Source organism: uncultured Pigmentiphaga sp., from assembly GCF_937950555.1.
Classification (GTDB): Bacteria; Pseudomonadota; Gammaproteobacteria; order Burkholderiales; family Burkholderiaceae_B; genus Pigmentiphaga.
The window spans coordinates 13853-31105 of the sequence record NZ_CALFCW010000041.1; the positions used below are offsets into that span (position 1 = coordinate 13853).

General features: G+C 65.6%; 15 protein-coding genes. 9 read left to right on the plus strand and 6 right to left on the minus strand.

Annotated elements, in window-relative coordinates; genetic code table 11:
• Positions 1-25: 25 nt before the first annotated feature.
• Positions 26-1126: a tRNA 2-selenouridine(34) synthase MnmH gene (mnmH, locus tag Q0319_RS10895; protein ID WP_299452434.1), complete on the minus strand. Its 1101-nt coding sequence runs from the start codon at positions 1124-1126 to the stop codon at positions 26-28.
• Positions 1126-2157, minus strand: a complete 1032-nt coding sequence (gene selD, locus Q0319_RS10900; protein WP_299452435.1) for a selenide, water dikinase SelD — start codon at positions 2155-2157, stop codon at positions 1126-1128. Before selD ends, mnmH begins: the two co-directional genes overlap by 1 nt.
• Before the next feature lie 238 nt (positions 2158-2395).
• Here selD and acnA point away from each other — a divergent pair, with 238 nt between their 5' ends.
• The 6 genes from acnA to Q0319_RS10930 all read left to right on the plus strand — a co-directional run bounded on the left by acnA (position 2396) and on the right by Q0319_RS10930 (position 10588).
• Complete coding sequence (acnA, locus tag Q0319_RS10905; protein ID WP_296465409.1) at positions 2396-5098, plus strand: aconitate hydratase AcnA; 2703 nt, start codon at positions 2396-2398, stop codon at positions 5096-5098.
• Between the two features lie 98 nt (positions 5099-5196).
• The gene (locus Q0319_RS10910) at positions 5197-6096 is read left to right on the plus strand and encodes a LysR family transcriptional regulator (RefSeq protein ID WP_296465407.1); all 900 of its coding nucleotides are present in this window, start codon (positions 5197-5199) and stop codon (positions 6094-6096) included.
• Between the two features lie 152 nt (positions 6097-6248).
• Entirely contained in the window at positions 6249-7445 is a 1197-nt protein-coding gene (locus tag Q0319_RS10915) for a CaiB/BaiF CoA-transferase family protein (protein WP_296465404.1), read from the plus strand.
• Positions 7442-8401 carry a hydroxymethylglutaryl-CoA lyase gene (locus Q0319_RS10920; RefSeq protein ID WP_296465401.1) on the plus strand — a complete coding sequence of 320 codons (960 nt, stop codon included), beginning with the start codon at positions 7442-7444 and terminating at the stop codon, positions 8399-8401. Before Q0319_RS10915 ends, Q0319_RS10920 begins: the two co-directional genes overlap by 4 nt.
• Before the next feature lie 89 nt (positions 8402-8490).
• Positions 8491-9678, plus strand: a complete 1188-nt coding sequence (locus tag Q0319_RS10925; RefSeq protein WP_296465397.1) for a DUF2863 family protein — start codon at positions 8491-8493, stop codon at positions 9676-9678.
• 187 nt (positions 9679-9865) lie between these two features.
• Complete coding sequence (locus Q0319_RS10930) at positions 9866-10588, plus strand: glutathione binding-like protein (RefSeq protein ID WP_296465392.1); 723 nt, start codon at positions 9866-9868, stop codon at positions 10586-10588.
• 68 nt (positions 10589-10656) lie between these two features.
• Here Q0319_RS10930 and Q0319_RS10935 read toward each other — a convergent pair whose 3' ends face one another.
• Both Q0319_RS10935 and Q0319_RS10940 read right to left on the minus strand, forming a co-directional pair.
• The gene (locus Q0319_RS10935) at positions 10657-11337 is read right to left on the minus strand and encodes an LrgB family protein (protein ID WP_296465389.1); all 681 of its coding nucleotides are present in this window, start codon (positions 11335-11337) and stop codon (positions 10657-10659) included.
• A 1-nt stretch (position 11338) separates the two neighbouring features.
• Entirely contained in the window at positions 11339-11710 is a 372-nt protein-coding gene (locus tag Q0319_RS10940; protein ID WP_296465385.1) for a CidA/LrgA family protein, read from the minus strand.
• A 99-nt stretch (positions 11711-11809) separates the two neighbouring features.
• On the opposite strand from Q0319_RS10940, the gene Q0319_RS10945 reads away from it, so the two are divergent.
• The 3 genes from Q0319_RS10945 (at position 11810) to efp (ending at position 14615) form a co-directional block, all read left to right on the plus strand.
• On the plus strand, positions 11810-12742 hold the full coding sequence (locus Q0319_RS10945) for a LysR family transcriptional regulator (protein ID WP_296465382.1): 933 nt from the start codon (positions 11810-11812) through the stop codon (positions 12740-12742).
• Complete coding sequence (gene earP / locus Q0319_RS10950) at positions 12742-13842, plus strand: elongation factor P maturation arginine rhamnosyltransferase EarP (RefSeq protein WP_299452438.1); 1101 nt, start codon at positions 12742-12744, stop codon at positions 13840-13842. The genes Q0319_RS10945 and earP overlap by 1 nt, the downstream gene beginning before the upstream one ends.
• Positions 13843-14057: 215 nt before the next feature.
• Positions 14058-14615: an elongation factor P gene (gene efp, locus Q0319_RS10955; protein WP_296465375.1), complete on the plus strand. Its 558-nt coding sequence runs from the start codon at positions 14058-14060 to the stop codon at positions 14613-14615.
• Between the two features lie 181 nt (positions 14616-14796).
• Here efp and Q0319_RS10960 read toward each other — a convergent pair whose 3' ends face one another.
• Both Q0319_RS10960 and Q0319_RS10965 read right to left on the minus strand, forming a co-directional pair.
• Entirely contained in the window at positions 14797-15237 is a 441-nt protein-coding gene (locus tag Q0319_RS10960) for a DUF1178 family protein (protein ID WP_296465371.1), read from the minus strand.
• 114 nt (positions 15238-15351) lie between these two features.
• Positions 15352-17190, minus strand: a complete 1839-nt coding sequence (locus tag Q0319_RS10965) for a diguanylate cyclase (protein WP_299452441.1) — start codon at positions 17188-17190, stop codon at positions 15352-15354.
• Positions 17191-17253 lie beyond the last annotated feature (63 nt).

Here is a 17253-nt window from a genome sequence, read left to right on the forward strand (position 1 = left end):
GTCCGGAGAGCCCGGCTGCACCCTGTTACGCCGAGGACTGCGCGCGAAGATACTCAAGCACCGCCCGCCTGTCGCCCGCAAACACGATCCGCGAACCCTTGAGCCTGCGCTGATAGTCGTACATGGGATCGTAATACTCGAGCAGCAGCGCCCGTATCCAATCCCGATGGAATTCGACGCTTCCACTGCGCGCCTGCTCGGCCAGCGCCGCATCCATGAGCGCGGCCACTCGCCTATGGCGGTCGCCGCCCAAGCGTCTCGCGATGTTGTCGAGGCTGCCGCGCAGGCGTTCGCCGAAGCGCCGCTCGCCCTCCTCTTCTCCGTGCACGGCCGCAAACTCGGCACGCAGGTCGACCACATAGTCTTTCAGGATGCGCTCCACGCGGCTCTCGAGGGCGTCTTCGAGCCAAACCAGCGGCTGGGATTGCATGCGCTGGTAGAGCGCAAACGGAATACTGCAACTGCCGATGGCGTGACTCTCGTCCTCCACGACCAGGCACGCCGTGCCCGCGTCGCGCTTTTTCAGCAAGTCGATGGCCAGGCTGTTTTCGAACCCGATCTGGGGCGGTTGGGCGGTGGCTCGCTTGCCGAAACTGGAACCGCGGTGATTCGCGTAAGCCTCGAGGTCCAGGCCGTTTTCCACCTGCCTCACCAGTTCCGTCTTGCCCGTGCCCGTCATGCCGCCTAGCACGAGGAACCCGCATTGATGCGCCGCATCCTCGATGGCCTGGAGCAGGAAGGCGCGCATGGCCTTGTAGCCGCCGACGACGCGCGGGTATTCGATGCCGGCCTCTTCCCTGAGCCACTGTTGCGCGATTTGCGACCGCAACCCGCCCCGGAAACAATAGAGGCAGCCGTCGGGATGGGCGCGCGCAAAGGACGCCCAGGCTTCGATGCGCTGCGCCTTGATCGCCCCCTGGACCAATCGGTGCCCGAGCGCAATGGCGGCCTCCTGCCCTTTCTGCTTATAGCAGGTGCCGACCTGCTCCCGTTCGGCATCGCTCATGAGCGGCAAGTTGACGGCCCCGGGAAAAGCGCCCTTGGCGAACTCGACGGGCGCGCGCGTATCGATCATGGGCACGCCGCGCAGGAAAAGCGAACGGTAATCGTCGATCTCGCCGCGCATCAGACCACTTCCACCGCGTAAGGCCCGCGGTCGATGAGCTCGCCGATGGGCTCGAGCTCCAAGCCCGACTCCCTAGCCACTTCCAGGAACGCCGGTTCGCCTTCCGGTGCGACGGCGACCAGCAATCCGCCGCTGGTCTGGGGATCGCACAAGAGGTCGATCCGCTCCTGTGAGAGCGGCGCGATCCGCGCGCCGTAGCTCTCGAAATTGCGCGCCGTCCCGCCCGGCACGCAGCCCTGCGCAAGATAATGCTCGACCCCCGGCAGGCGCGGCACCTTGTCATATTCGATGCGCGCGCTCACGCCGCTGCCATCGGCCATTTCCACCAGGTGCCCCAGCAGGCCGAAGCCCGTCACATCGGTCATCGCCTGCACGGCGGCCAATCGGCCGAATCGGCTGCCCGCCCGGTTCAGCTTGCACATCCAGTCCCGGGCCAGGTTGGCGTCCTCAGGACGCAGCCGGGCTCGCTTCTCCGCCGTGGTCAGGATACCTATGCCCAGCGGCTTGGTCAGGTAAAGCTTGCAGCCCGGCGTGGCCGTATCGTTGCGCTTGAGCCGGCCCTGGTCCACCACGCCGGTGACAGCCAGCCCGAAAATGGGTTCCGGGGCATCGATGGAATGACCGCCCGCCAACGGAATGCCCGCTTCATCGCAGGCCGCCCGGCCACCCCGCACCACCTCGCGCGCGACCTCCGCCGGCAATACGTTGACCGGCCAGCCCAAGATGGCGATCGCAAGCAGCGGATCGCCGCCCATTGCATAAATGTCGCTGATGGCATTCGTCGCGGCGATGCGGCCGAAGTCGAAGGGGTCGTCCACGATGGGCATGAAAAAGTCGGTGGTCGAGACCACGCCGCGCTCCTCGTCCAGGGCGTAGACCGCGGCATCGTCGCGCGAGGCGTTGCCCACCCAAAGCCGCGGATCGGCGTTCTGCGCGCCGCTGCCCGCGAGAATCACTTCCAGGACCTTGGGAGAAATCTTGCAGCCGCAGCCGGCGCCGTGGCTGTATTGCGTCAAACGAATGGAATTCATGGTTCGTCCGATGAGCTTGGCCGTCCCATTCTAGAGCAACGGCCTGCCGCTCGCGCCAACGCGCGCGGCGTTCCGGCCAAGCCCGCCCCACCCCGCCGCACCTCGCCCCAGTGCTTGAATTCCATATCTTATGTCTTATATAAGATATAAGAGTATAATGACACCACAGCAGCGCCGGACACGTCGCAACGGCGCACCATAAGTGGTAGATTTAACCGGTTTTCCTTCGGAGCCCATCATGCCGCACAACACGTTCAAAACCCTGAAAGAATTCAAGGTCGGCAACAAAACCGGCTTGTATTATTCTCTTCCGGCACTCGGCAAGGCGCTGGGCGTGAAAGTGGAGCGACTCCCGGTCTCTCTGCGCATCGTCCTGGAATCCGTCTTGCGCAACTGCGACGGCAAGAAAGTCACCGAAGAACACGTCAAGCAGCTGGCCCACTGGAAGCCCAACGCCAAGCGCGAAGAAGAAATACCCTTCGTGGTCTCCCGCGTCGTGCTGCAGGACTTCACCGGCGTGCCCCTGCTGGCCGACCTAGCCGCCATGCGCAGCGTCGCGGCCAAGCTCAACAAGAACCCCAAGGCCATCGAACCGCTGGTTCCGGTGGACCTCGTCGTGGACCACTCGGTCATGATCGACGAATACGGCTCCAAGAACGCGCTGGACCTCAACATGAAACTGGAGTTCAAGCGCAACCAGGAGCGCTACCAGTTCCTGAAATGGGGCATGCAGGCGTTCGACACGTTCGGCGTGGTGCCCCCGGGCTTCGGCATCGTCCACCAGGTCAACCTCGAATACCTGGCCCGCGGCGTCCACAAGCGCGACAATGTCTACTACCCTGACTCCCTGGTGGGCACGGACAGCCACACCACCATGATCAACGGGATAGGCGTAGTCGGCTGGGGCGTGGGCGGCATCGAAGCGGAAGCGGCCATGCTGGGCCAGCCCGTCTACCTGCTCACGCCGGACGTCGTGGGCGTGGAGCTCAAGGGCAAGCTGCGCGAAGGCGTCACGGCCACCGACCTCGTGCTGACCATCACGGAAATGCTGCGCCGTGAAAAGGTGGTCGGCAAGTTCGTGGAATTCTGCGGGCCGGGCACGGCCAGCCTGACGGTCTCCGAGCGCGCCACGATCGGCAACATGGCACCGGAGTACGGTGCCACCATGGGCTTTTTCCCGGTGGACGAGCGCACCATCGAATTCTTCAAGGGCACCGGCCGCACCAAGGAGGAAATCGAGGCCTTCGAAGCCTACTACCGTGCGCAGAAGATGTTCGGCGTGCCCGCCGCCAAGGATATCGACTACACCAAGCTACTGACCCTGGACCTCTCCACGGTCGCTCCGTCGCTGGCCGGCCCCAAGCGCCCGCAGGACCGCATCGAGATCGGCCACGTCAAGCGCACGTTCTGCGAACTGTTCAGCAAGCCGGTCGCGGAGAACGGCTTCTCCCAACCCGCCGAAAAGCTGGACCAGGAGTTCAAGACCGAGAGCGGCATCACCATCCAGAATGGCGACATCCTGATCGCGGCCATCACCTCCTGCACCAACACGTCCAACCCCAGCGTGCTGCTCGCCGCCGGCCTGCTCGCCAAGAAGGCGGTCAAGGCCGGGCTGACGATCAAGCCCCACATCAAGACGTCGCTCGCTCCCGGATCGCGCGTCGTCACCGAGTACCTGGAGAAGACGGGCCTGCTGCCGTACCTCGAGCAGCTTGGCTTCCACGTCGCTGCCTACGGGTGCACCACGTGCATCGGCAACGCCGGAGACCTGAACCCCGAGCTGAACGAGCTCATCACCAAGAATGACCTGGTCTGCGCCGCCGTGCTGTCGGGCAACCGCAACTTCGAGGCGCGGATCCATCCGAACATCAAGGCGAACTTCCTCGCCTCGCCGCCCCTCGTGGTGGCCTACGCCATCGCCGGCACCATGAAGCGGGACCTGATGACCGAACCCGTGGGCCGGGGCACCAAGGGCGACGTTTACCTCGGCGACATCTGGCCCTCCCAGGCCGAGATCGAAAAACTGATGAAGTACGCGCTCAATCCGCGTGCCTTCAAGAACAACTACGCCCAGGTCAAGACCAACCCGGGCGAGCTGTGGGAGAAGATCGAAGGCGTGAGCGGGCAAGTCTACAACTGGCCCAAGTCCACCTATATCGCCGAACCGCCGTTCTTCGAGAACTTCACGATGGAACCGGGCGCGACCAACGCCGTGATCCGGAACGCCCGCGCGCTCGGCCTGTTCGGAGACTCCATCACGACCGACCACATCTCGCCGGCAGGCTCGATCAAGGAGAACTCTCCCGCCGGCCAATACCTGCTGGCCAACGGCGTGATGAAGGCCGACTTCAACAGCTACGGTTCGCGCCGCGGCAATCACGAGGTCATGATGCGCGGCACCTTCGCCAACGTGCGCATCAAGAACCTCATGATCCCGCCCAACCCCGACGGCTCGCGCGTGGAAGGTGGCATCACCATCCATCAACCCAGCGGCGAGCAAATGTCGATCTACGACGCTGCCATGAAGTACATCGCCGAGGGCACGCCTACGGTCATCTTCGGCGGCGAGGAGTACGGCACCGGATCGTCTCGCGACTGGGCCGCCAAGGGCACCCAGCTCCTGGGCGTGAAGGCCGTGATCGCGCGCAGCTTCGAGCGCATCCACCGCAGCAACCTGGTGGGCATGGGCGTGTTGCCGCTGCAGTTCAAGGGCTCGGACAGCATCCAGTCCCTGAACATCACCGGCCGGGAAACCTATGACATTACCGGCCTGGAAAACGGCATCCGGCCCCAGCAGGACGTCACGCTGACCATCCACTACGAAGACGGCACGAGCAAGCAGGTTCCGCTGCTGCTGCGCATCGACACGCCCATCGAAGTGGATTACTACAACCACGGCGGCATCCTGCCCTTCGTGCTGCGCCAGTTGCTGGCAGCCTGAAGGCCGGCCCGCCCCAGGCGGGCCGTCTCGCGCACGAGGCCTGCGCCTGCTGCCCGGCGGCAGCGGCGCGGGCCTTTTCCATGGTGGAGCCCCGCTCGATGAATCTCTCGCGCTTCGACCTGGTCACGCTCGCGCTGTTCGTGGCCGTCGCGCGCCACGGCAGCATCTCGGCCGGCGCACGGCAACTCCACCTCGCCGTCGGCGCGGCCAGCCGCCGCATCGCCGAGCTCGAGGACGCGCTCAATACCTCCCTGCTCTATCGCCGCGCCTCCGGCGTAGAACTCACCGAACCCGGCCAGGCCTGCCTGCAGCATGCCATGCGCATCCTGCAGGACGTCGAGCACATGGCGGGCGCGATGTCTTCGTACTCGACGGGTGCCAAAGGCCAGGTACGCATTGCCGCCAACACATCATCCATCACCCAATTCCTGCCCGAGGACCTCTCCAGCTTCATGGCACGGCACCCCGGCATCCGCATCGAATTGGAAGAACAGAACAGCTCGGCCATCGTTGCCGCGGTGGCCGAGAACCGCGCGGACGTCGGCATATTCGCGGACCGAACCCCGGCCGCCGGCCTCGTCACCTACCTCTATCGCGAAGATGAGCTGGTGCTGATCGCGCCGCGCAAGCACCCACTCGCCCGGCGCAAGACCGTGCGATTCCGGGACACCCTCGCCTATGAGTACGTCAGCCTCCCCGACGCCACGTCCCTGGCAAGCCGCATGCTCGAGGAAAGCAGCCGCCTGGACAGGCCGCTCAAGCTGCGCATCCAGGTAAGGAGTTTCGACGCGATTTGCCGCATGGTGGCCACCGGCATGGGCGTGGGCATCCTGCCCCGCATCGCGGCCGCACCGCACGCGCAGTCGATGGGCCTGAAACTCGTCACGCTGCAAGACGGCTGGGCTCGGCGCAGCCTGCTCCTGGGCGTGCGCTCGCCCGCGGCACTGACTGCGCCCGCAAGGCTGCTGGTGGCCCACCTGCGCGGGGTGCGTGCCTAGAGGCCGTCACTGCCTATGCATAGCTTTCGCGATCGGACAAGACCGCTTTGCCCGATCGCCTATTCCGCTGGCCGGCCATTTGGTCCACACTGTCGTCCCAGTGATGCAACCAAGCGGCGCCAGCCGCCTATCGACGACGAGAACGAGACACCATGCCACGCCAAATCCTCGAAGGCATCCGCGTCCTGGAACTGGGCCAATTGATCGCCGGGCCCTTTGCCGCCAAGACCCTCGCCGATTTCGGCGCCGAGGTCATCAAGATCGAGCCGCCCGGCCAGGGCGACCCGCTGCGCAAGTGGCGCATGCTGCACGAAGGCACGTCGGTCTGGTGGGAAGCCCAGTCCCGCAGCAAGAAATCGGTTTGCGTAGACCTGCGCCAGCCGGAGGGACAGGAGCTGGTCCGCCGGCTCGCGGCCCAGGCCGACGTCTTGATCGAAAACTTCCGCCCCGGCTCGATGGAGAAATGGGGCTTGTCGTGGGAAACCCTGCACACCCTCAATCCGCGCCTGATCATGCTGCGCGTCTCCGGCTATGGGCAGACCGGCTTGAAGCGCGACGAACCGGGCTTTGCCGCCATTGCCGAGGCAATGGCCGGATTGCGGTACCTGACCGGCGAACCCGGCCGCCCGCCCGTGCGCGCGGGGCTCTCGCTGGGCGACACCATCGCGGGCCTGCATGGCGCACTCGGCGTGCTGCTGGCGCTGTATGAGCGCGACGCGCGCGGCGGCGAAGGCCAGATGATCGATACTGCGCTATACGAGAGCGTTTTCAATCTTTCCGAGAGCCTGCTGCCGGAATACTCCGTGTTCGGCGCCGTGCGCCAGCCTGCGGGAGGAGCGCTGCCCGGCATCGCGCCGTCGAACGCCTACCAGTGCGCCGACGGCGAATATGTCCTGATCTCGGGCAACAACGACAGCATCTTCGTCAGGCTGATGCGGCGCATGGGGCGGGACGACCTCGCCGAAGACCCGGGCCTGGCCCACAATGACGGCCGCGCCCGGCGCGCTGCCGAGCTCGACGAAGCGATAGGCGCGTGGACGCGCACGCTGGGCAGCGCGGAGGTGCTCGCGGCCCTGCGGGAGGCCGAGGTGCCGGCGGGCCGCATCTATACGGCACGCGACATTGCTGAGGACCCGCATTACCGGGCGCGAGGCATGATAGAAACGGTCACGACGGCCAAAGGGCTCAAAGTGGAAATGCCGGGCATCGTGCCCAAGTTGTCGGGCAGCCCTGGCGCGATCCGCCATCGCGCCCCGCAGCTCGGGGAACACACCGAGCCAGTGCTGCGGGAAGCGGGCCTGGACGATGCCGAGCTGGCCAAACTGCGCGAGAAAGGAGTGATTGCATGAACGGCGGGCCGGCACGCATCGAGCTCAACGAAGTCGGGCCGCGCGACGGCCTGCAGATCGAACCGAATTTCGTCGCCACCGAAGACAAGATTGCCTTGGTGGACGCGCTCTCGGACTGCGGCTTCGCCCGCATTGAAGTCACGAGCTTCACTTCCGCGCGCGCCATCCCCGCGCTGGCCGACGCCGAGGCCGTCATGCAGCGCATCCGGCGCCGGCCCGGCGTCATCTATACCTGCCTGGTGCCCAATCTCCGTGGCATGGAACGCGCCTTCGAGGGCGGCGCGGATGAACTCAACTTGGTCATGTCGGTGAGCGAAACGCACAATCGCGCCAATTTGCGCATGACGCGGGAACAATCGACGGCCCAGCTCCTCGCCATGCTGGAACGCGCGCACCAGGCCGGCGTGCCGTGCAATGTTTCGCTGTCCACGGCGTTCGGCTGCCCGTTCGAAGGGGAGGTCGCGCCAGCCGAAGTCGAGCGACTGGCCTGCCTTTTCGCCGGTGCCGGGGCAGCGGGCATCACCCTGTGCGATACCACGGGGATGGCGTACCCGACGCAGGTCGCCCAGTTGTGCGATTCGCTCGCGCAACGGCTGGGCGATGCCCTGCCGCTCACCCTGCACCTGCACAACACGCGCGGCATGGCCTTGGCCAATGCGCTGGCGGGGTGGCAGGCCGGCATCCGACGCTTCGACGGGGCTGTCGGCGGACTCGGGGGATGCCCCTATGCGCCGGGCGCGAGCGGCAACGTCAATAGCGAAGAACTGGCCCACATGTTTGCCTGCATGGGGGTGGAAACGGGCGTGGCGCTTTCGCCGCTGCTCGACGTCGTTGGCGCCCTGCCCCGGCTCGTCGGCCGCGCGCTGCAGAATCAATTGCTGGCTGCCGGCCCAAGGCTGCGCACGCACCCGGCGCCGGACTGGCTGGACGAGCGCTTCGGAAAAAGTCAGGCATAGGTGCGAGACTGACCGCCGGATGCCCAGGGGGCCAGGGGGAGCTACACTAGTGGGTTCGAACAATATTCCCGTCGATCACCAACTCATCCATGGTCCGTTCCCGCAGCAAGTCTTCCACCCGCCTCAACCGCGATGCCGAAAAACTGGTGTCGCTGTCGCTGTCGCTCAACAGCTCCGGCAGCCGCGTCGAGGATCGTTTCTGGGAGCGGGAGCTCGACACGGTGCTGGATAAGCTCATGCACAGCGGGCACGATGCCACGATCGAAGCGGCACTCGAAACCTTGTACCAGCGCAATGCCGGTGCCTACGAGATTTTGGTCGAACACGCCGAAACGCTGTCTGAATCGATGATGCTGCAGAAAGATGGCAGCGATTACGACGTATTGCTGATCGTCGCACCGGTCGTGGCCTGGACCCGCTTCAACATTCCGTACGGCCCCATCCGCCCAGACCTGCTGGATGCCCTGAAAGCGCACCTGCATGGCCACGTCCTGGCCGCGGACGCCCGACTGGCCCTCGCGCCGCAACTCTATAGCGTCGACCAGATGCCTCGCTCCTTCAGCGCCACGCGCCAGTGGCTTGCGCGCCTCGGTGCCCAGGCGCTCGGGCTGCCCCTGCCCCGCATGGCGGCCGACGACGCGGAAATCGCCAACCTGCTGGCCGACACCCGATACTTGGTGGGTGCGGTCGCGGTTCCCCAGGGCGCGCCGATCTTCCGGTGGCAGGAAAACCCCGCCAAGCCCGAGGCCACCCGGGAATCGTGCCTCGCGCAATGGGCGGCCCAGACGACGCCCTTGTTCGCCGACCTCTTGCCCGGCTGCGGCTTCGAATGCCTGCTGCCGGACGCCTACTACGTGAGCAACCGGGAGGCCGACCGGCGCGTCCGGCCACTGTCGCTCCGGGCATCCGTCGCGTGGCTGGAAGCCACCCTGGGCCTGACGCCCGACCGCCTGCGCGCAGTCATCGCCGCCTGCGGGGAAACCGATCCGGAGGAATACCGCATCGGGTTCACCCAGCGCCAGAGCAATGACGTGATCTACGGCTGCGCCTGGCCGCTTTTCGGACGCGAGGACGACAACCCCGAGCTGCCGGCGATAGACCTCATCGCGGACCTCCTGCGCGAGCTGGGCGTGAACGACCTGCGCAAACTGCCGGGGGTCTTGCCCATGGAGTTCTGCGACGATTGCGGCGCCCCCTACTTCCCGAACCCGCTCGGCGAACTCGTCCACGCCGAGCCGCCGGAAGACGCCGATCCGGCGCCCGTGCACTTCCACTAAACGCGGCTGCCCGGGCGACGCGGGGATTATCGGCCCCCGCCGCCGGCCTGGCCCCGGCATGGCCGATGAGCCCCGAAGGGGCGGACGGCCGCGACAATTCCCCAGGAGTAGTACGCCCTTTAGGCCACGGCCTCATGCGTTTGCCTCATAATCGCAGCAGATCCGCCCTTCTTTTCCGGAGTCCCGCATGACCGACAAGATCGCCAAACCGGCCCCGCAACCGATCCAGGTTTATTCCTGGCCCACGCCCAACGGCCACAAAGTGCACATCATGCTCGAGGAGTGCAAGCTCCCCTATGAGGTGACGGCCATCAACATCGGCGCTGGCGATCAGTTCAAGGAAGAATTCCTAGCCATCAGCCCGAACAACAAAATCCCGGCCATCATCGACCCGGAGGGCCCCGACGGCAAGCCCATGTCCTTGTTCGAGTCGGGCGCGATTCTCGTCTATCTCGCCGGCAAGACCGGCAAGTTCCTCGGCAAGACCGACCGCGAACGCTACACCACGCTCCAATGGCTGATGTTCCAGATGGGGGGCGTGGGGCCCATGTTCGGCCAGGCGCATCACTTCCGCCTCTATGCGCCGGAACGCATCGAATACGCCATCAACCGCTATACCAATGAAACGCGCCGCCTCTACGGCGTCATGGACAAGCAGTTGAGCAACCACGCCTACCTCGCCGGGCGCAACTACACCATCGCCGACATCGCCACGTGGCCTTGGACCCGTTCGCACGCCAACCAGGGGGTGGACTTGGCCGAATTCCCCAACGTCAAGCGCTGGTTCGACGAAATCCAGGCCCGTCCCGCCGTGCAGCGCGGCATCCAGGTGCTGGCCGATCAACGCAAGCCGCAAGACGCCCGGGCCAAGGAAATCCTGTTCGGCGCCACCCAATACCAGCGTCGCTGAACCCGCGTCGCCCAGGCTCGGCCCCCATCGCCCGGGCCCGGGGGCTGGCCTGGGCCGCTCGCGCCGCCTCAGGGCAGCCAGGCGCCCATCAGCGGCGCCAGCAATACCATCGCCAGGCCGCTGAAGATCATGAGCAGGCTGGCCATCACGCCGGCCTCTTCACCCAACTCCCTCGCTTTCGTGGTTCCGAGCGCGTGCGCTGCGGCGCCGAACGACGCGCCGCTCGCCCAGCGCGAACAACGGGGCACCAGCGCCAAGATCAGCTCTCCGCTCAGCATGCCAGTCAGCCCCGTGGCCATGACGAACGCCGCGACGAGGTCTGCATTACCGCCGAATTGGCCGGCGGCCGCCAGCGCGAACGGCGTCGAGATCGAACGCACAAGGAGACTGGGCACCACGTCGGGCGACAAGTGAAACGTCTGCGCCAGCCACCATGAACTGCCCACGGCGCTCGTCACGCTCGCGGCCGTCCCCAGGGCCAGGGCCGGCCAGAGTTGGCGTATGAGGTGCCGGTATTCGTAGATGGGCACGGCGAAAGCCACCGTGGCCGGTCCCAGGAACCATAACAGCGCCCGCGTATCGGCTGCGTATTCCTCCAACGGGATGCCGAATACCGATAGCGTCGCCAGCAGGGCGAGCGGCGTCAAGAGGATGGGATGCGTCCAAGCGCGCGGAAAACTGCGGTACAGCCATTTGTTCAGGTAATAGAACCCGACGGTCGCCACCAGGCAGAAAAAAGCGGGGAACATCTCAAGCGCTCCCGGGCGAGCGGCGACGGACGATCCACTCTACGACGGCTGCCGTGACCAGCATGACGCAGGCATTGCCCAGCACGATCACCGCCGCCAGCTTCAGTCCCTCGCTTCGCAGCAGTTCCTGGTAGCGTGCCATGGCCACGACGGCCGGCACGAAAAAGACCAGCATGTCGGCAAGCAGCCATTTCGCACCGGCGTCGATCCGGCGCAGGGGGAGCCGGCCGCTCAGCAACAGCAGGAGCACGGCAATCAGTCCGAGCACGCCGCCGGGTAGCGGCAGGCCCGACCACTTGGCGAGCCCATCGGCCGCCCACCAAACGGCGATGAGGAGCAAGACTTGCGAAAGGCGAACGGCAAAGGCGTGCATGAGAACGAGAAAAATTCAGGGTTTACCCGTATTCTACGCAGCGTCTGTCCATTTATGAAATGAATAAAATCCATACTAATAATTCCAATTAGGAATTCAATGGATCTCAAGGCACTCCGCTATTTCGTTGAGGTCGTCCAGCGGCAAAGCTATACCGGCGCAGCGGGAGCCTTGTTCGTCACACAACCCACCGTCAGCAAGATGCTCCGGCAACTGGAAGATGAGGTGGGGGCCCCGCTGCTGCAGAAATTCGGCCGCCGGATCGAGCCCACCGACGCCGGGCGCATCCTGCTGGAACGCGGGAAACAGTTGCTGGCACTGCACGCGCAACTGGAAGCGGAGCTGGCGGACCTGCGCCAGAGCGCGCGCGGGGAGCTCGTGGTGGGCATCCCCCCGCTGGCCCACCGCCTGCTGGCGCCCCTGCTGGCGCGATTCCACCGGGAGTACCCACAGGTCGAGCTCAAACTCTTCGAGCGTGGCTCACGCGCCGTGGAAGACGAGCTCCGGTCCGGTGCCCTGGAGATTGGGGCCATGCTGCTGCCGGCCGACGAGTCCGAATACGAAACGCTCACCATCTGCAACTACCCACTGCGGCTCGTTGCGCCGCGCCGTTCGCCCTGGGCCGGCAAACCAGGCATCCGGCTGGAAGAACTCGCGGGCGAACCCTTCGTCTTCTATGGCGAGGGCTTCGCCCTGAACGAAGTGGTCCACGGCGCGTGCCTGCAAGCCGGCTTTGCGCCGCGCATCGCGGGCCGCAGCAGCCAATGGGACTTCATGGCCTCCATGGTCGCGGCCGGCGTGGGCGTGGCCCTGCTGCCCGAGCTGTTCTGCCGCCAGCTCGATCGCGCCGCTCTGGCGGTCGTCCCCATCGACGCGCCGCAGCTGTGGTGGCACATGGCCTTCGCGTGGCGCCGCGGGCGCTACCTCTCGTTCGCCGCCCGCGCCTGGCTCGATCTGGCGCGCCAAATGCTGCCCGGGCCAGACGAGGCGGCAGGCGATAATGTCGCCCTTTCTGGCAAGGAAGCTTCTTGATGCTGGCCGACATTTTCTGCCGCGTCATCGACAACTACGGTGACATCGGCGTGTGCTGGCGCCTGGCGCGGCAATTACGCCGGGAACGGGACTGGGGCGTGCGGCTCTGGGTCGACGACCTGCGCGCCATGGCGCGCCTCGCCCCCCAGGTGGATCCTGCGCTGCCCGCGCAACACGTAGAAGGCGTGGACGTCGTGAGCTGGACCCGTCCTGCTCCGCCGCTCGCCCCGGGAGATGTCGTCATCGAGGCCTTCGCCTGCGATCCTCCCCCGGAATTCGTGCAGCGCATGCGCGACCAGGTCCGCCCGCCCGTATGGATCAACCTCGAGTACTTGAGTGCCGAGGGGTGGGTCGAGAGCTGCCATGGCCTGCCCTCGCCCCAACCCGGCGGCTTGCGCAAATATTTCTTCTTCCCGGGATTCACCCCAGGGACGGGCGGCTTGCTACGCGAAAAAACCCTGCTCCCCATGCGCGACGCGCTGCAGGCGGACGCCGGCGCCCGGGCCGCGTTCTTGCACGAGGCGGGCCTGCCGGCGCTGCGCCCAGGGGAACGCCTGGTGACGCTATTCTGCTATCCCGATGCCCCGGCCACCCTCCTGGCCGACGTATTGGCGGCAGGCGAGGCGCCGACCCTGCTCGCCGTGCCCCCCGGCGTTGCCCCCTACCTCGCGGCCGGCGAACGGGGCCGGCTGCGCATCGCGCGCATCCCCTTTCTTCCGCAGCCCGATTACGACCGCCTGCTCTGGTGCGCCGACCTCAACTTCGTGCGCGGCGAAGACTCGTTCGTCCGCGCCCAATGGGCCGGGCGCCCCCTGGTCTGGCACATTTACCCCCAAGCCGAAGCGGCCCACGTCGACAAGCTGCGGGCCTGGCTGGAACGTTACCCTGCACCGGACGGCATACCGTCCTTGCAAACGGCCTGGAACGGCGATGCCGAGGCCTGCCGGCTGCCCGAGCTGCTGCAACGCGCCCTCTCCCCCGACGTATTCGGGGCGTGGACCACGGCTGCCCGCCGCTGGAGCGACGAGCTGTCCAGGCAGCAGGACCTGGCCCATGCACTGGCCGACTTCTGCGAGGCGCGGCAGGAGAACGGTCGATGATGCGCAACTAGCCGGGAAACCCCTGCCCAGGCTATACTAGTAGGCTACTTATGCTTTGTTCCAGGCCCCTTTAGGCAGGCTAGCCGAATACCCTTCGGGTGGTCGCGGGTGTTCCCGCCGGGTCTACCCAAAGGGGCTTTCGTCAAGACCCTACCTGGTACTACGGCGCAGCGCCGTTGCCACTAGAGTCACCTCCCCTAAGGTTGATTTCCAGTATGAAGATCGCTCAGGAACTGCGCGTCGGCAACGTCATCATGGTCGGCAAGGATCCCCTGGTCGTCCAGAAGACCGAATACAACAAGTCGGGCCGCAATGCCGCCGTCGTCAAGATGAAGCTCAAGAACCTGCTTACGGGTTCCGGCACGGAAACGGTCTACAAGGCCGACGAAAAATTCGAAGTCCTCGTGCTCGAGCGCCGCGAGTGCACCTACTCCTACTTCGCCGACCCGATGTACGTCTTCATGGACGCCGAGTACAACCAGTACGAGGTCGAGGCCGAGAGCATGGGCGATGCCCTCAACTACCTCGAGGAGGGCATGACCGTGGAAGTGGTCTTCTACGAGGGCCGCGCCATCTCGGTCGAAATGCCGACCATCGTCGTGCGCGAAATCACCTATACCGAGCCTGCCGTGCGCGGCGACACCTCGGGCAAGGTCATGAAGCCCGCCAAGATCAACACCGGCTACGAGCTGCAGGTGCCGCTGTTCTGCGAGATTGGCGACAAGATCGAAATCGACACGCGCACCGGCGAATACCGCAGCCGCGTGAAGTAATTCCCCGGCCGGCACTACACGAGAACTGGCGCTTCGGCGCCTGTTTCGTTTTGGGCGAGCGAGGAATGCCATGGCCGGCCGCTGCTGCGCCCACCCGGGCGGTTCGCGCGTGAAGCGGTCCCCGCGGCGCTCCCGTGGGCCGGAGCGCACGGTAAATCGCGCAGAGTGCTCAGACCCCGGGCTACTGCAAGCGCTCGTCGTCGAGCAAAGCGGGGATGGCGGCCACGGGAATGCCCTCTTCGACCAGGGACTGCTGTTCCTCGTAGGTCGCCACGCCGCGGATGGGGCGCTCGGGCGCCTCGCCGTGGTGGATGCGGCGGGCCTCGGCCGCGAACCGCTCGCCGACGTTTTCCGTCTGGCGCAACAGCTGGCGCAGGTGCTGGAGCATCGCGGCCTGCATGGCCGCGGGCTTGCTTGCCGCACGGGACGAGGGGCCGGGCTCCTTGCTTCCTGAGACGTTCAACATGGGCGCCGACGGTTTCTTGTCGATGGTCTTGCTGTCGCACAGCGGGCAACTGATCAGGCCGCGCTCACGCTGCGTATCGAAATCGGAGTGCGAGCTGAACCAGCCTTCGAAAACATGGCCGCGCTCGCATTGCAAATCGAATACTTTGAATGTCATGGACGATGCGCCTTGCCGCAAAGGCCTAGCGCGGGTTGCATCAGATAGCCTTATGGTACCCCAAGCGCGGCCGATGCTGGTGCACGGGCGCCCCCCTTCACCGTTGACGCGACACTAGGCCCCGTGCGGCTCGTCCACGCAGGTCCGGTTGCGGCCCTGGCGCTTGGCGGCATAAAGCGCCGCATCGGCCCGCCGCACCAGTGCCTCGGGCGATTCACCGTCCTCCGGCACCATGGCGTCCACGCCGATGCTGACCGTCATCACGCCCAGGTCGCTTTTTTCATGGGGCAAGCGCGCGTCTTGCGCGCCCTGGCGGATGGCTTCGGCGATCCGGTAGGCCCCCTCCAGATCTGTGTCCGGCAGCAACACGGCGAACTCCTCGCCCCCGTAGCGGGCTGCCATGTCTGCAGGGCGCCGAAGGCTGCCTTGGATCAGCTGGGCAAGCGTGCGCAGGTAGCGATCCCCATGCTGATGGCCATAATGATCGTTGAGCGCCTTGAAATGGTCCGCGTCGATCAACAACAAGGCAAGCGGACTCTGGTCCCGGCGGGCGCGCCGCCACTCCCGCTCCAGGACCTCATCGAAACGACGCCGATTGGCCAAGCTCGTGAGGCTGTCGGTCACCGCCATGGCCTGCAGCTCGGCGTTCTCGGCCGCGAGCGCATCCTCGATCTTCTTCCGGCGTGAAACGTCACGGATCGTCAGCACGTAGCGATCGTCCCCAGTCTCCGGCGGCAGGCGCCTCACGCTGGCCTCGAGCCACACCCAAGCGCCGTCCCGGTGCCGGGCGGGAAAAGTCAGCATACGGGGCCAGGATTGCTCGCCGCCGGAAAATAGCGGCGCGTAGTCGTCTTGGACAAAATCGTTGACGCTGCGCCCCTCGATCTCATTCGGCGCCCATCCCAGCACATCTTTGATCGCCGGAGAGATATACGTGACGGTGCCATCGGCCCGGCTCATGGCGATGATATCGGCGGAATTCTCTGCCAGCACCCGGTATCGGGTTTCGCTGCGCAAGGCACTGCGCTCAGCCGCCAGGCGCAAGGTGAATTCCCGCCTCAGCATCCACACCAATACCAGCGTGCCAACGCACAGCAGCAGGGTCAACGATGAAATGATCCAGGCCTTGCTGCGCCAGGCGCTATAAATATCCGTGTCGGCCATGCCCACCAAGACGACGAGGGGCACGGACGGCACCGCCGCATACGAATAGAGGCGCGCCAGGCCGATGGGCGACGCCTTCGTCTCGTAGTAGCCGCTGTCCGAGGCGGGATAATGCCTGAATAATTCGATGCCGCTGAGCCCTTGGCCGAGTTGCGCGTACTCTGCTGGGTAGCGTGCCATGACGGCCCCGTTCGCCCGCAGCAACATGATGACCCCGTGTTGGCGCAGGTCCAGGCGCTGGAAGAGGCTCTCGAGGTAGGCCACGCGCAGCGTGCCCGCTACGACGCCGCCGAAGCTGCCGTCTTCTCGCGTCACGCGGCGGCTCACCGCGATGGACCATAAATTCGTCAGGCGGGAATAGAAAGGCTGGCTGACATACAAGCCGCTGTTGGACGATCCCTTGTGGACCTGGAAGTAATCCCGGTCATCGAACGCCATGCCGCGCGGCATCACCGAATTGGTATCGGTGACCATGTTGCCTTCCCGGTCGAGCACCACCAAGTTCCCAACCCCGCGCACCGGGGGCAAATTGTCGAACAGCAAGCGATGGCGGCGATATGGATCCAGGCCCTCGGCTTCCGCCACGCGCAAGCCGTTCAGGATGGACTGGAGCGCCAGATCGACGAGTTCGATGTCGCGTCGAATGCCGTCGGCAACCACGCGGCCGATGTTGACCGTGGCCTCCAGAGCCGCCTTCTTGGCATCCTGACGGGTATCGTAGAGCGCGGCCGCACACACCAGGCCGAAGCACGCGACCACCGCAGTGGCCCATATCGTTAACCAGCGCATGGACCCCGCACTCGTTACAAATAGGGACTCGCACTATACATTCGGATGCTCGGCAAGCCGCAT